14 protein-coding genes are annotated in these 14,050 nt (G+C 74.2%); 5 read left to right on the forward strand and 9 right to left on the reverse strand.

The window, feature by feature from the left end; translation table 11 throughout:
• Nucleotides 1–80: 80 nt before the first annotated feature.
• From B073_RS49025 to B073_RS0111430, 6 genes are all read right to left on the reverse strand, one after another.
• Nucleotides 81–167 (reverse strand): putative leader peptide, encoded by an 87-nt coding sequence (locus tag B073_RS49025; RefSeq protein WP_324608789.1) that lies wholly within the window; start codon nucleotides 165–167, stop codon nucleotides 81–83.
• A complete protein-coding gene (locus B073_RS0111410) occupies nucleotides 160–1,908 on the reverse strand; it encodes an FAD-dependent monooxygenase (RefSeq protein ID WP_018538225.1) in 1,749 nt (582 codons plus the stop codon). Before B073_RS0111410 ends, B073_RS49025 begins: the two co-directional genes overlap by 8 nt.
• 184 nt (nucleotides 1,909–2,092) lie before the next feature.
• Nucleotides 2,093–3,016, reverse strand: a complete 924-nt coding sequence (locus tag B073_RS0111415) for an amino acid ABC transporter permease (RefSeq protein ID WP_018538226.1) — start codon at nucleotides 3,014–3,016, stop codon at nucleotides 2,093–2,095.
• Nucleotides 3,017–3,107: 91 nt separating this feature from the next.
• Nucleotides 3,108–3,755: an amino acid ABC transporter permease gene (locus B073_RS0111420; RefSeq protein ID WP_018538227.1), complete on the reverse strand. Its 648-nt coding sequence runs from the start codon at nucleotides 3,753–3,755 to the stop codon at nucleotides 3,108–3,110.
• A 209-nt stretch (nucleotides 3,756–3,964) separates the two neighbouring features.
• Nucleotides 3,965–4,876, reverse strand: coding sequence for a glutamate ABC transporter substrate-binding protein (locus B073_RS0111425; RefSeq protein ID WP_026247272.1), 912 nt, complete (start codon nucleotides 4,874–4,876; stop codon nucleotides 3,965–3,967).
• A gap of 56 nt (nucleotides 4,877–4,932) precedes the next feature.
• Nucleotides 4,933–5,718, reverse strand: coding sequence for an amino acid ABC transporter ATP-binding protein (locus B073_RS0111430; RefSeq protein ID WP_018538229.1), 786 nt, complete (start codon nucleotides 5,716–5,718; stop codon nucleotides 4,933–4,935).
• A gap of 287 nt (nucleotides 5,719–6,005) precedes the next feature.
• Here B073_RS0111430 and B073_RS0111435 point away from each other — a divergent pair, with 287 nt between their 5' ends.
• Both B073_RS0111435 and B073_RS0111440 read left to right on the forward strand, forming a co-directional pair.
• Entirely contained in the window at nucleotides 6,006–6,749 is a 744-nt protein-coding gene (locus B073_RS0111435; RefSeq protein WP_018538230.1) for a response regulator transcription factor, read from the forward strand.
• 15 nt (nucleotides 6,750–6,764) lie between these two features.
• Nucleotides 6,765–8,180 carry a sensor histidine kinase gene (locus B073_RS0111440; RefSeq protein ID WP_018538231.1) on the forward strand — a complete coding sequence of 472 codons (1,416 nt, stop codon included), beginning with the start codon at nucleotides 6,765–6,767 and terminating at the stop codon, nucleotides 8,178–8,180.
• A gap of 178 nt (nucleotides 8,181–8,358) precedes the next feature.
• Here B073_RS0111440 and B073_RS0111445 read toward each other — a convergent pair whose 3' ends face one another.
• On the reverse strand, nucleotides 8,359–9,351 hold the full coding sequence (locus B073_RS0111445) for a TAXI family TRAP transporter solute-binding subunit (RefSeq protein ID WP_018538232.1): 993 nt from the start codon (nucleotides 9,349–9,351) through the stop codon (nucleotides 8,359–8,361).
• Between the two features lie 48 nt (nucleotides 9,352–9,399).
• Nucleotides 9,400–10,338, reverse strand: a complete 939-nt coding sequence (locus B073_RS0111450) for a LysR family transcriptional regulator (protein WP_018538233.1) — start codon at nucleotides 10,336–10,338, stop codon at nucleotides 9,400–9,402.
• Between the two features lie 108 nt (nucleotides 10,339–10,446).
• Between B073_RS0111450 and B073_RS0111455 the strand changes: the two genes are divergently transcribed.
• From B073_RS0111455 to B073_RS0111465, 3 genes are all read left to right on the forward strand, one after another.
• Nucleotides 10,447–11,064, forward strand: coding sequence for a maleylpyruvate isomerase family mycothiol-dependent enzyme (locus tag B073_RS0111455; protein WP_018538234.1), 618 nt, complete (start codon nucleotides 10,447–10,449; stop codon nucleotides 11,062–11,064).
• Between the two features lie 76 nt (nucleotides 11,065–11,140).
• Nucleotides 11,141–12,667 (forward strand): tRNA (N6-isopentenyl adenosine(37)-C2)-methylthiotransferase MiaB, encoded by a 1,527-nt coding sequence (gene miaB, locus B073_RS0111460; protein WP_267881397.1) that lies wholly within the window; start codon nucleotides 11,141–11,143, stop codon nucleotides 12,665–12,667.
• A gap of 51 nt (nucleotides 12,668–12,718) precedes the next feature.
• Entirely contained in the window at nucleotides 12,719–13,435 is a 717-nt protein-coding gene (locus B073_RS0111465) for a class III extradiol dioxygenase subunit B-like domain-containing protein (protein ID WP_018538236.1), read from the forward strand.
• Nucleotides 13,436–13,555: 120 nt separating this feature from the next.
• On the opposite strand, the gene B073_RS39800 is transcribed toward B073_RS0111465, so the two are convergent.
• Entirely contained in the window at nucleotides 13,556–14,038 is a 483-nt protein-coding gene (locus B073_RS39800) for a hypothetical protein (RefSeq protein ID WP_018538237.1), read from the reverse strand.
• Nucleotides 14,039–14,050: the final 12 nt, after the last annotated feature.

Raw genomic sequence — 14,050 nt, forward strand, 5'->3', positions numbered from 1 at the left:
GTGCGGAGCGCGGCCGCCGGATACCGGGCAACTGCCGCGCGGGGAGGGCCACCGCGGCAGCACGGCCGGGGCGGTGGGGATCAACAGGACGGACGACACATGCAGCCCGCATAGCGGAGCAGGTCCAGATGGACCCTCCGCCAGAACCGCGAGCTGTGTTCAGTCACCCTCGGAGTCAAGCACGGGGTCTCCGGGAGGGTCAACCGGCCACGGTGCCGGTGCCGGGCCGGCCGCCGGGTCCGCCGCGGCCCCGCCGCGCACCGCGTCCGCGCAGGCGGCGAGTTCGTCCGGCCGCACCCCGGACAGCGCGGCGACCAGATGGCCGTCGGGCCGTACCACCAGCACGGTGTGTGCCGCGGCGCCCGGATACGCCTCGGTGACCAGGACCTCCGCCCGCATCGGCAGCGCGGCCACCGCCTCCGTCAGACGGGGCATCAGCCCCGCCGACTGCCAGTGCCGCTGGTCCCACACCCCCGTGCCGGGCGCCACCAGCACCACCAGCAGCCCCCGGCCGAGCCGGTCGCGCAGCCCCTCCGACGCGCCGTCGGAGGCGGTCACCGGTACGTCCACCACCGGTGCCCCCGGGAAGGTGCCGACCGCCGTCCCGCCGGGCAGGTCCGGGGGCGCCGCCAACGGTGTCCGCGGATAGGACGGGGGCGCGCCGAGCGGGCCGCGGCCCAGGTGGCCGTCGGTCAGCAGGGTGCTGCGCCCGCGCGCCGCCCCCGGCAGCACCGTCCGCCAGCGCACCGCACCACCGTCCCGGAGCAGCGGAAGCGCCGAGTCGGCGGCCCGCAGCCGGGCGGCGACCGCGGCCCGGCGCTCGGCCTGATAGCTGTCCAGCAGGGTGTCGGTGGCGCCGTGGTGCCAGGCCAGCCCCAGCTTCCAGGCGAGGTTCTCGGCGTCCCGCAGGCCCTCGTCCAGGCCCTGGGTGCCCAGCGCGCCCAGCAGATGGGCGGCGTCGCCGGCGAGGAAGGCGCGGCCCCGCCGCCAGGTCCGCGCCAGCCGGTGGTGGACGGTGTGGACGCCGGTGTCGAGGAGTTCGTAGGGCGGGACCAGGCCGGTGTGGCCATGTCCGGCCGGCGCGCCGCCCTCGCCGGCGGACCCGGCCGCCGCCTCCGCCGCCCAGCCGGCCAGCGAGTCGCGGATCCGGGCCACCAGCGCGTCCGGGGTCACCAGATCGCGCCCCGGGGGCAGCAGCCAGTCCAGCCGCCAGACCCCGCCGGGCAGCGGGCGGGCGGCGACCTCGCTGAACCGGCCGCCGCCGTGCCGGGCCGGCGAGCGGTGCAGCAGCGCCTCGCCGGGCCAGGGGAGTTCGGTGCGCAGCGTGGCCACCGCGTGCCGTTCGACGGCGGTGCGGCCGGGGAAGCGGATGTCCAGCAGCTTGCGCACGGTGGACCGCGGGCCGTCGCAGCCGACGAGGTAACTCCCGCGCCACCAGGTGCCGTTGGCGCCGCGAGTCTGGGCGCTGACACCCTTCTCGTCCTGCTCGACGGCGGCCAGCCGGCTGCCGGAGACGACCTGGGCGAGCGGTTCGCCGGCCAGCGCGGCGCGCAGCGCGCGGGCCAGCGCGTGCTGGGGGAGGTGCACCGGGGGCGCATCCGCGGCCGCGCCGTCCGCACCCTCCGCGCCGTCCTGGGCGCCGGCGAAGGCGACCCGTTCCAGCAGCCGGCGGCGGCGCATGGTGCGCCACGCCGACCAGCGGGCACCGGCGCCCGCCAGGGTGTCCGCGCAGCCGAGCCGGGCGGTGAACGCCGCGGTGTCCGGGCGGAGTACGACGGTGCGGGCGGGCCGGTCCTCCTCCTCGCCGCCGGTCTCGTCGAGGACGACGACGGGCACGCCGTGCCGGGTCAGGGCGAGGGCGAGCGCGAGACCGACCGGGCCGGCCCCGGCGACGATCACCGGCTCCACGGGGCGGCTCCCCGGATCCGGCGGTACGTACGGGACGTGCGGGAACGGGCAGAGGGGGGCCGGTGCGTGATCACACAGCGTATGCAACCCATTGCGGCCGCCGCCGTCAAGTGACGGAGGCGGTGGCGCCGTTGCCACCGCCTCCGGACGGTCCGGTACCGGCCGCGCGCGGCCGGACCTGCCGTCAGTCCTTGGTGCCGGCCGGTGCCGCGGCGCTCTCCGCGGCGTCCGCGGCGGCCACCGGCTCGGCGGCCGGGGCCACCCCGATGCCGGTCCGGGCCCGGCGCCCGCGCCGCTCGATCCAGTTGGCCAGCGCGGACAACGCCAGGCACATCGCCACGTAGATGCTGCCGACGACGATGATGACGGGGATGTAGGTGTCGTTCCCGTTGACGATGATGTTGGTGCTCATCAGGCGGGCGGTGTAGAGGAGTTCCTCGAAGGTGATGATGTAGCCGAGCGAGGTGTCCTTCAGGGTCACCACCAGCTGGCTGATGATCGTGGGCAGCATCGCCCGGATCGCCTGCGGCAGCAGCACGGTCGTCATCACCTGCGTCTTGCTCATGCCGAGCGCGTACGCGGCCTCCCGCTGGCCCCGGGGCACGGCGTTGATGCCGGCCCGCAACACCTCCGCCTGCACCGCGCCGTTGTAGACCGTCAGCCCCGCGACCAGCGCCCAGAACTGCGGCTGGCTGCCGGTCAGGCCCAGGGCGTCGCGGTTGCTGAGCAGGACGACCCACAGCGCGTAGATCGTGATCAGCAGCGGCACCGCGCGGAACAGCTCGATGAAACCGGTGGCCAGCCAGCGGATCGGCTTGTGGTCGGAGAGCCGGGCGACCGTCAGCAGCAGGCCCAGCGCCAGCGACAGCACCGCCGCCACCGCGAAGACCTGAAGGGTCGTCAGGATGCCGTCGCGGATGCTGGTGCGCACCCCGGCGTAGTTGAAGATCTCCCAGACCTTCGGGTCCAGTTGGCCCTTGGCGTCCAGCCGCAGGACCGCGAAGGCGATCAGCCCCAGCACCGCCAGCGCGCCGAGGACGCTGTAGACGCGGTTGCGGGCCCTCGCCCTCGGCCCCGGCACGTCGTAGAGAACGCTCGCGCCACTCATGCCCCTACCTCGCTTCGTCCCGTCCCGCCGGTGCGCGGCCACGGCGCCCGTCCGTATGTGTCGTTCCTGGTGTCCCGGTTGCCGCATCCGTTCATCGGGCGACCCCCAACCGGCGCTCCAGCAGCCGGAACAGGCCGCTGACCGCGAAGGTGATGACGAGGTAGGCCAGCGCCGTCCACAGGAAGATCCAGGCGATCGGGTAGCCCCGGTCGTTGAGGAGCTTGGAGACGTTGAACAGCTCGCCGTAGCCGAACGCGCCGGCGATCGCGGAGTTCTTGGTGAGCGCGATGATGATGCTGCTCAGCGGCGGGATCACGGTACGGGCCGCCTGCGGCAGCACGATCAGCCGCAGTGTCTGGGAGAAGGTCATGCCCAGGCTGCGGGCCGCCTCCGCCTGGCCCAGCGGCACGGTGGTGATGCCGGACCGCACCGCCTCGCACACGAACGAGGAGGTGTAGAAGCCGAGCGCCAGCGTGCCCAGGACGTACGGGCTGGCGCCCTGGAAGAGGATCTGCGGCACGACGAAGAAGGCGACCAGGAACAGCAGCGTCAGCGGCGTGTTGCGCAGCACCGTCACCCAGGCCGTGCCGAAGGCGCGCAGCGGCGGGACCGGAGAGACCCGGAAACCGGCTATGAGCACGCCGAGCACCAGCGCGAGCAGCGCGGCGGACGCGGTGATCGCCAGGGTTCCGAGGAACCCGTCCCGGAACTCGGGCAGATAATCGAGGAGTACGTTCATGGGGTCTCCGCGGTAGCGGTCGGGTCGGCGGCGGGAAACGGCAGGGGGCGGCACGGAACGGCAGGCAACGGCGCGGCAAAACAGGCAACTGCGCTGCGCCGCCCGCGAGTCGGCGGGCGCGGGCCGGCGGGCGTGCGGAAGACAGCGCGCCCCGTACACCCGTCGCGGCGGGCGTACGGGGCGGCGCGGTCCGGTGCGTGCGCGGGCCGTCAGTAGCGCGGCAGCGGCGTCTCCGGGGCGACGTAGGCGGAGCCGGACTTGCCGAGCGTGCCCTCGTACGCCTTCTTGTAGTCGCCGTTCTTGATGTGGTTCTCCAGCGCGGTGGTGATCGCGTCGCGCAGGGCCTTGTCGTCCTTGGCGAGGCCGACGCCGTAGGGCTCCTTGGTGAACGGCTTGCCGGCGACCCGGAGCTTGCCCGGCCGCTGGGCGGCGTAGCCCTTGAGGATCGCGTCGTCGGTGGTGACCGCGTCGACCGACCCGTCCAGCAGGGACTTCACGCAGTCCGAGTACTTCGACAGCTCGGTGGTGTGCGCCCCGTACTTGGGCTTCTTGATCTCCTGGAGCGGGGTGGAGCCGACGATCGAGCAGACCTTCCGGCCCTGGAGGGCGTCCGGCCCGGTGATGGCCTTGTCGTCCTGGCGCACCAACAGGTCGGCGCCGGCGGTGTAGTACGGGCCCGCGAAGCTGACCTGCTTCTTGCGCTCGTCGTTGATGGTGTACGTACCGACGTAGTAGTCGACCTGGCCTCTGGAGATGGCGGTCTCACGGACGTTGGAGTCGATGGTCTGGAACTTGATCTGCTTCTCGGAGAAGCCCAGGTCGGCGGCGACCATCTTGGCGATCTCGATGTCGAAGCCGGAGTACTTGTTGGTCGCCGGGTCCTTGAAGCCCAGGAACGGCTGGTCGGCCTTGACGCCGATGGTGATCTGGCCGGCCTTCTGGGCCTTCTTCAGGGTCGGCGAGTCGACCTTCACATCCTTGGCGACCGTGTAATCGCCGCTGTAGACATCGCTGCCGGGCTGCTTGTCGCCCGCCGAACCGGCCTGGCCCCCGCACGCGGTCGCCGTCGCCGCCAGCGCGAGCACCATCGCGCCCGCCGCAGCCGTCTTACGCATCCTCATGGTCAACTTCCTTTGGTTCAACAGGTGTTGGCAAACATGGTGGCCCAACTGCGGCCTCAGTGATGGAGGATCTTCGACAGGAAGTCCTTCGCCCGGTCGCTGCGCGGATTGCTGAAGAACTGGTTCGGCTCGGCCTCTTCGATGATCCTGCCGTCCGCCATGAAGACCACCCGGTTCGCCGCGGAGCGCGCGAACCCCATCTCGTGGGTGACCACGACCATCGTCATCCCGTCCCGGGCGAGCTGCTGCATGACCTCCAGCACCTCGTTGATCATCTCCGGGTCCAGTGCCGAGGTCGGCTCGTCGAAGAGCATCACCTTCGGGTCCATCGCCAGGGCGCGGGCGATCGCCACCCGCTGCTGCTGGCCGCCGGAAAGCTGTGCGGGGTACTTCTCCGCCTGGGCGCCGACGCCGACCCGGTCGAGCAGCGTACGGGCCTTCTTCTCCGCGGTCGTCCGGTCCGTCCTGCGGACCTTGGTCTGGCCCAGCACGACGTTCTCCAGGACCGTCTTGTGCGCGAAGAGGTTGAAGGACTGGAACACCATGCCCACGTCGGCGCGCAGCCGGGCCAGTTCACGGCCCTCCTGCGGCAGCGGCCTGCCGTCGATGCCGATGCTGCCGCTGTCGATGGTCTCCAGGCGGTTGATGGTGCGGCAGAGGGTGGACTTGCCGGACCCGGAGGGCCCGATCACCACGACCACCTCGCCGCGCCGGATCGTCAGGTCGATGTCCTGGAGCACGTGCAGCGCGCCGAAGTGCTTGTTCACGTTGTCCAGTACGACCAACGGGTCTCCCGTGGGCGCAGCGCCCCCGGCGTTCTTGGTCACCGGTACTTCGCTCATCGGCGTACAGCTCCGTCCTCCTCGGTTGGGAGGACCCTAATGACGGCCTGCGACCAGCGTCATCACATCTGAGCGAGAATTGAGCATAACGATCCGGCCGCGGACGGACACTCAGGGTGAAGGCGGCGGACGGTCCGGTGCGGAGCGTGGTTACCGACGGTATGCCTTCGGGGCGTACCGGGTGGGTAACGGATGGCGGCCCGGAGGCGGCCGCCTCTTGACGGGCGGGCCGCCCATCGCCGTATATGCCCTGTGGCCCACACGCGCGCACCGGAAGGAGGGGCCGGATGAGACTGCTGCTCGTCGAGGACGACGACCATGTCGCCGCGGCCCTGTCCGCGGTGCTGTCCCGGCACGGCCTGACCGTCGTGCACGCCCGCAGCGGCGCGGAGGCGCTGCGGGCCCTGCTGCCCGACGACGCCGAGCCGTTCGCCGTGGTGCTGCTCGACCTCGGACTGCCCGACCAGGACGGCTTCGAGGTGTGCGGCCGGATCCGCAAGGTCTCCTCGACCCCGGTCATCATGGTCACCGCGCGCGCCGACGTCCGCTCCCGGATACACGGCCTCAACCTCGGCGCCGACGACTACGTCGTCAAGCCCTACGACACCGGTGAACTGCTGGCCCGTATCCATGCGGTGAGCCGGCGCACCGGCACCGCCGGGGGCGGCGGCGACCAGCCGGCCGAGGAGAGCGAGCCTCGGGAGCCGCTGCGGCTCGGGCCGCTCGCCGTCGAACTCCCCACCCGCCAGGTGTCCGTGGACGGCACGGTGGTCCCGCTCACCCGCAAGGAGTTCGACCTGCTGGCCCTGCTCGCACAGCGCCCCGGGGTGGTCTTCCGCCGGGAGCAGATCATCAGCGAGGTCTGGCGGACGAGTTGGGAGGGCACCGGCCGCACCCTGGAGGTCCACATCGCCTCGCTCCGCGCCAAACTGCGGATGCCGGCGCTGATCGAGACGATCCGCGGCGTCGGCTACCGCCTGGTCGTCCCGGCCGGCGGCCCCGCCCCGGGCGCCCGCCCGCCGGCCCCCTGACGGGCTGCCCGGCCCGTGCGCACCCGACTCCTCCCGCTCCTCATCGTCCTGATGGCCGGCGTGCTGCTCGCGCTCGGCCTCCCGCTCGGCGTCATCACCGCCGGGGTGGAGCAGCAGCGGGTGGTGGTCGACCGGATCGACGACGCCGCCCGGTTCGCCTCCCTCGCCCAGTTCGTCACCGCCCGCCCCGGCGCCGCCGACGGCGGCAAGACCCCCGAGGAGGACGAGCGGCTGGCCGCCCTCCGGGCCGAACTCGCCCGCTACCAGGAGCTCTACGGCATCCGGGCCGGCGTCTTCTACCGCGACCGCACCCCGATGGCCGCCGCCCCGCGGGACCTGGCGGTGCCCACCGGCGGCGAGGGCGCCCAGGCGTTCAGCGAGGCGCTCGCCGGCCGCCGCAGCCACGACCCGCACCAGATCTGGCCCTGGGACGACACCGGCCGCATCCCGGTCGCCTCGCCCGTCATCCGGGACGGCGACGTGGTCGCCGTGGTCGTCACCGACTCGCCCACCGGGCAGATGCGTTCGCGCATCCTGCACGGCTGGGTGCTGATCGCGGCCGGCGAGTGCGCGGCCATGCTGGTCGCCGTCGCGGCGGCGTTCCGGCTCACCGGCTGGGTGCTGCGGCCGGTCCGGGTGCTCGATACGGCCAGCCACGACATCGCCACCGGCCGGATGAACGCGCGGGTCGCCGCCACCGCCGGGCCGCCCGAACTCCGGCGGCTGGCCCGCTCGTTCAACGAGATGGCCGACCACGTCGAGGACGTCCTGGAGCAGCAGCGCGCCTTCGTCGCCGACGCCTCCCACCAGCTGCGCAACCCGCTCTCCGCGCTGCTGCTGCGGATCGAGCTGCTGGCCCTCGAACTCCCCGACGGCAACGAGGAGATCGCCTCGGTCCGCACCGAGGGCAAACGGCTCGCCCGGGTCCTGGACGACCTCCTCGACCTCGCGCTCGCCGAGCACGCCGAGGCCGACCTCCAGCTCACCGACGTGGCCGCGCTGGCCGCCGAACGCGTCGACGCCTGGCGCCCGCTGGCCGAGGACAAGGGCGTCCGCCTCGGCTACGAGGGCCTCCCCGCGGTCACCGGCTGGGCCGACCCGGTCGCCCTCTCCAGCGCCCTGGACGCGGTGGTCGACAACGCCCTGAAGTTCACCCCGGACGGGCAGCCGGTCACGGTCGCGGTGGCCCCCGACGGCGAACGCGTCACGATCACCGTCGCCGACCGTGGCCCCGGGCTCGCCGAGGACGAACTGGCCCGGATCGGCGACCGGTTCTGGCGCAGCGGCCGCCACCAGAACGTCTCCGGCTCCGGCCTCGGCCTGTCGATCACCCGCACCCTGCTCGCGGCCGGCGGCGCGACCATCGCCTACGCACCGCACCCGCCGCACGGCCTGACGGTCACCGTCTCCGTGCCGCGCAGCGCACCGTGACCCGCGCGCGGCATTGCGCACATTGCGCTCGGCACGGCACGCGGTATTGCGCTCGGCACGGTGCCCGGTGCCGTCCGGCACACTCCGGCGCATTGCACCGAGGCAATCGCGCCATCGCCCCGCCCATTGCACCGAGTTGCCCGTCGCGCAACGTGCAACAGCCGACCGCACCCGCCCCTCACTGCTTCACCGAGAGGTAGTACTCCCGGGCCCCGGCGTGCAGCGGCAGCGGATCGGTGAACACCGCCGTCCGCAGGTCCACGTTCTGCGCGGCGTGCACCACGTGCCCGATCGCGTCCCGGCTGTTGATGACGGTCCGGGTGATCCCGAACGTCAGGCCCGCGTCCTCCCGGTCCGTGGTCACCAGCAGGTTCGCCACCGCGATCGTCTTCACCGCCTGCCCGTCCTGGACCTGCGGATAGGCGTCGGCGGGCATCACCGCCGCCCGGTAGTAGCGCGTCCGCCGGCCCTGCCGGTGCAGTGCCGGGATCAGGTCCCCGAGCTGTACCAGCCGCACGGGGTACGCCCGCGCCAGCCGCTGCACCGCCAGCGTCGGCAGCCCGCCCGACCAGAAGAACGCGTCCAGCTCGCCGCGCTCCAGCATCCCCGGCATCCGGTCGATGCCCACCCGCACCGGCACGATGCCGGTGTCGAAGTCCAGCCCCGCCGCCGCCATCAGCCGCCGGGTGATCAGCTGGACCCCCGACCCGTCCGCGCCGACCCCCACCCGCAGCCCCCGCAGGTCGCGGGCCGACCGCACCGCGGAGCCCCTGGGCACCACCAGCTGCATGTAGTCGTCGTAGAGCCGGGCGCAGGCCCGCAGCCGGTCCGCGCCGGCCTCGTGCCGCGCCTGGTAGGCGGCCACCGCGTCCGCCGTGGCGATGGTGAAATCCGCGCGCCCGGTGGCCAGTCGACGCAGATTGTCGATCGAGCCCTCGCTGCGCTGGAGCCGCAGGTCGACCCCCGGCAGATCCCGCGCGAGATCCTCCTTCAGCAGCTCCCCGTAGAGCGCGTACACCCCGGTCGGCACGCCGGTCGCCAGCGTCACCCGCCCCTGGGGTGCCGAGGCCCCGCCCGGCCGCACACACCACAGCGCCAGCCCGACGAGGGCCAGCGCCGCGGCCGCCGCGGTCAGCGCCCGGCCGCGGCCGGAACGGGGGAGTATCGCCATGGGCCGGATCCTGCCAGCCCGGCCGGGCCCACGGGAGGGGCCGGGAGGTCACGTCTCGGCAGCCGCCCGGCCCTCGTCCCGGGCCGCCGTTCCCAGGGCCCGCCGCAGTCGCCCCAGCAGCGCCCGGGCCGCCGGGCCGGCCGGTCCGTCCGCCCGCCAGGCCAACGCGATCCGGCCACGCGGCCGCGCCCCGCGGAACTCCAGCGTCCGCAGCCCGCCGGTCGTCGCCGCGGCGGCCGCCGGGACCACCGCCACGCCCAGGCCGCGCGCCGCCAGCCCCGCGAGCAGCTTCGGCGCGGCCGCCTCGAAGGCGATCCGCGGCCGGAACCCGGCGTCGGCACAGACGCGTTCCAGCACCCCGCGGATCCCGGTGCCGCGCGGCAGGCTGATCAGCGGCAGGTCGCGCAGCGCCGTCAACGGGATCTGCCCGCCGGCCGCGGCCGCCAGCAGCGGACTGCCCGGCGCGACCGCCGCGACCAGCGGTTCGTCGACCACGATCTGGAACGACAGCCCCGCCGGCGGCTCCTCCTCGGCGGTCCCGAGCAGCGCCATGTCCAGCTCACCGCACTGCAACGCGGCCAGCATCCGCTCCGAACTGTCCTCGGTGAGCGCGATGTCCACCTGCGGATGGGCGTCGTGGAAGTCCGCCAGCAGCGACACCGCCTCCTCCTCCCGCACCGGGTCGGCGCCCGACACCAGCCCGAGGGTGACCTGTCCGCGCAACAGCCCGGTGAACTCCGCCACGGTCTCCCGCACGCCCTCGACGGCCGCCAGCGCCGCCCGCGCGTACGGCAGCACGGCCGCCCCCACCTCCGTCAGCGTCACCGACCGGCCGGAGCGGTCCAGCAACGGCTGCCCCAGCTCCCGTTCGAGATGCCGCACCTGGGCGCTGATGCCCGGCTGGGCCAGGTGGAGACGGGCCGCGGCCCGGGTGAAGTTGGCCTCCTCGGCCACCGCGACGAAGTACTGGAGCTGCCGAAGTTCCATAACCAGTAATTCTAGAGACGAGAAGCCCAAACTCTTGGACTTATGGCCGCGCCGTCAAGATCCTGGAACCGGACCGTCCACCGGGACGGACCGGACAGGGGAGCAACGATGGACCTCCGCGCCGCGATCGCCGCCGAACGCCGCGAGCTGGCCGACATGCTGGACGCCCTGACGCCCGAGCAGTGGGACGCGCCCTCGCTGTGCGCCGGCTGGCGGGTCCGCGAGGTGGCCGCCCACATGTCCCTGGGCTTCCGCTACTCCCTGCCCAGGGTCGCCGCCGAACTGCTCAAGGCCCGCGGCAGCCTGCACCGGATGACCGACCGGTGCGCCCGCAGGGACGCCACCGCCCTCCCGCCGGCCGCCCTCGCCGCGGCCCTGCGGGACAACGCCCACCACCCCTGGACCCCGCCGGTCGGCGGCCTCGCATCGGCCCTGGGCCACGACGTCGTCCACGGCCTCGACATCGCGGTACCGCTCGGCCTGGACCGCCGCGTCCCCGAGGACCGGCTGCGGGTCCTGCTCGCCGGCATCACCCCGCGCGGCGCGAAGTTCTTCGGGGCGGCCCTCGACGGCGTCGCCCTGCACGCCGACGACCTCGACTGGTCCTACGGCACCGGCGCCCCGCTGCGCGGCGCCGCCCAGGACCTCCTGCTGGTCGCCTTCGGCCGGAAGCTCCCGGCGGGCCGGCTGCACGGCGAGCCGCGGGCCCGCTTCGCCGCGGCCTGAGCCCGCGCCCGCCGCCGTGCCCCCGCCCGCGGGGACGGCCGCCGGACACCCCCGCCGGAGCCCTTACCCTGGACGGGTGAGCGGTAACGACGTGGCCGGCGGAGCAGGGGCCGAAGTGAAAACGTACGAGGTGCGCACCTACGGGTGCCAGATGAACGTCCATGACTCCGAACGGCTCTCGGGCCTGTTGGAGGACGCGGGCTACGTACGGGCCCCGGAGGGCACCGGCGAGGGCGAGGCCGACGTCGTCGTCTTCAACACCTGCGCGGTGCGCGAGAACGCCGACAACCGGCTGTACGGAAACCTCGGCCGGCTCGCGCCGGTCAAGGCCCGGCGCCCCGGCATGCAGATCGCGGTCGGCGGCTGCCTGGCCCAGAAGGACCGCGACACCATCGTCAAGAAGGCGCCCTGGGTGGACGTCGTCTTCGGCACGCACAACATCGGCAAGCTGCCGGTCCTCCTGGAGCGCGCCCGCGTCCAGGAGGAGGCACAGGTCGAGATCGCCGAATCCCTGGAGGCGTTCCCCTCGACGCTGCCGACCCGCCGGGAGAGCGCATACGCGGCCTGGGTCTCCATCTCCGTCGGCTGCAACAACACCTGCACCTTCTGCATCGTCCCGGCGCTGCGCGGCAAGGAGAAGGACCGCCGGCCCGGCGACATCCTCGCCGAGGTCGAGGCGCTGGTCGCCGAGGGCGTCTCCGAAATCACCCTGCTCGGCCAGAACGTCAACGCCTACGGCTCCGACATCGGCGACCGCGAGGCGTTCAGCAAGCTGCTGCGCGCCTGCGGGAAGATCGACGGGCTGGAGCGGGTCCGCTTCACCTCCCCGCACCCGCGCGACTTCACCGACGACGTGATCGCGGCGATGGCCGAGACGCCCAACGTGATGCCGCAGCTCCACATGCCGCTGCAGTCCGGCTCCGACACCGTCCTGAAGGCGATGCGCCGCTCGTACCGCCAGGAGCGCTACCTCGGCATCATCGAGAAGGTCCGCGCCGCCATCCCGCACGCGGCGATCACCACCGACATCATCGTCGGCTTCCCCGGCGAGACGGAGGAGGACTTCGAGCAGACCCTGCACGTCGTCCGCGAGTCCCGGTTCGCCCAGGCGTTCACGTTCCAGTACTCCAAGCGGCCCGGCACCCCGGCCGCCGAGATGGACGGCCAGATCCCCAAGGAGGTCGTGCAGGCCCGCTACGAGCGCCTGGTCGCCCTCCAGGAGGAGATCTCCTGGGCGGAGAACAAGAAGCAGGTCGGCCGCACCCTGGAGCTGATGGTCGCGGAGGGCGAGGGCCGCAAGGACGACGCCACCCACCGGCTCTCCGGCCGCGCCGCCGACAACCGCCTGGTCCACTTCACCAGGCCCGACGAGCCGGTGCGCCCCGGCGACGTGGTCTCCGTCGAGGTCACCTACGCCGCCCCGCACCACCTCCTCGCCGAGGGCCCGGTGCTCGGAGTGCGCCGCACCCGTGCCGGCGACGCCTGGGAGAAGCGCACCGCCGCCGAGGCCGCCAAGCCGGCCGGCGTCATGCTGGGCCTGCCGAAGATCGGCGTCCCCGAGCCGCTGCCGGCCGCCGCCGCGCCCGGCTGCGGCTGCGACTGACCCCTTCCGGCCCGGGGACCGGCCCCGCGGACCTGGGGTTACGCTGCGTGCATGCTCGTTGCCGCCGCCCTCTGCCCCTGCCCGCCGCTGCTGGTCCCCGAGGTCGCCGCGGGCGCCGCACCGGAGCTGGACCCGGTGCGCGCCGCCTGCCTGGACGCGATCGGGGTGCTCGCCGCGGCCCGCCCGGACCGGCTGTTGGTCCTCGGTCCGGCCGACGAGGCCGGCGCGGGACGGTACCCGCAGGGCGCCCCCGGCTCGTTCCGCGGCTTCGGGGTGGACCTCGACGTGACGCTGGGAGCCGCCGGGCCGGAGCCCGCGGCCGGGCCGCAGCTGCCGCCGTCACTGGCCGTCGGCGCCTGGCTGCTGTCCCGTACGACCTGGTCCGACGCGCCCGTGGAAGGACTGGGGGTGGCCGAGCGGCGGTCCGGCGACCACTGCCGGGCGCACGGCCGGGAACTGGCCGGTTCCGCGCCCCGGGTGGCGCTGCTGGTGCTCGGCGACGGCAGCGCCCGCCGCTCGGTCAAGGCGCCCGGCTACTTCGACGAGCGGGCCGAGCCGTTCGACGCCGCCGCGGCCCGCGCCCTGGGAGCCGCCGACACCGCCGCCCTGGCCGCCCTGGACGAGCGGCTCGCCGCCGATCTGCTGGTGTCCGGCCGGGCCTGCTGGCAGACCCTGGCGGGCGCCGCCGAGGGCGCCGGGCTGCGCGGCCAACTGCTGTGCGCGGAGGCCCCGTACGGCGTCGGCTACGCCGTGGCGGCCTGGACGTAGTCCGCCGCACGACGCGGCCCCCCGCCGGGCCGCGTACGACCGGACATGCCGCGGCGCGGCGGGTACGGGGAGCCGTGGCACCCCGCGTCCGCCGCGCCGCCGCCGTCGCCGGGGGACCGGCTACTTCCGCGCGCCGTCCCCGGCGTCGCTGTCCACCGCCCGCTCCGCGCCCTGCTGCCGTGGGATCCCGGCGGCGGCGTCCGCGGCCGGTGCCGCGGCGGGCGCCGACTCGGGATCGCCGTCCGCGGCCGCCTCCGCCGCCGCGCCGTCCGGCTGCGCGGGGCCCGGCTCCGTCTCCTCGGCGGCCGCCCCGGAGCTCTCCGCCGGGTCGTCCGCCGCCCCTTCCCCGGACGGGGCCGCCGCCCCGTCCGCCGGCGCCTGCTCCGTTTCCGTGGCCTCTTCCGCCGCCGTGGACTCCGCGTCGGCATCCGTCGCGGGCGACGCCGCCTCCGCCGGCGTCTCGGCCGCGGACCCCGCCGCCTCCGGGGCCGCGCCCTCGTCCGCCCCCGATTCCTCCTCTGCCGCAGCCTCCGCCACCGCCGCGGCGGCACTCTCCTCCGCCACGTCGGACTTGCGCCGACGGAACCGCGAAAACACGCCCATAACTGCTCCTAC

It is taken from the genome of Streptomyces sp. MspMP-M5, assembly GCF_000373585.1.
Classification (GTDB): Bacteria; Actinomycetota; Actinomycetes; order Streptomycetales; family Streptomycetaceae; genus Streptomyces.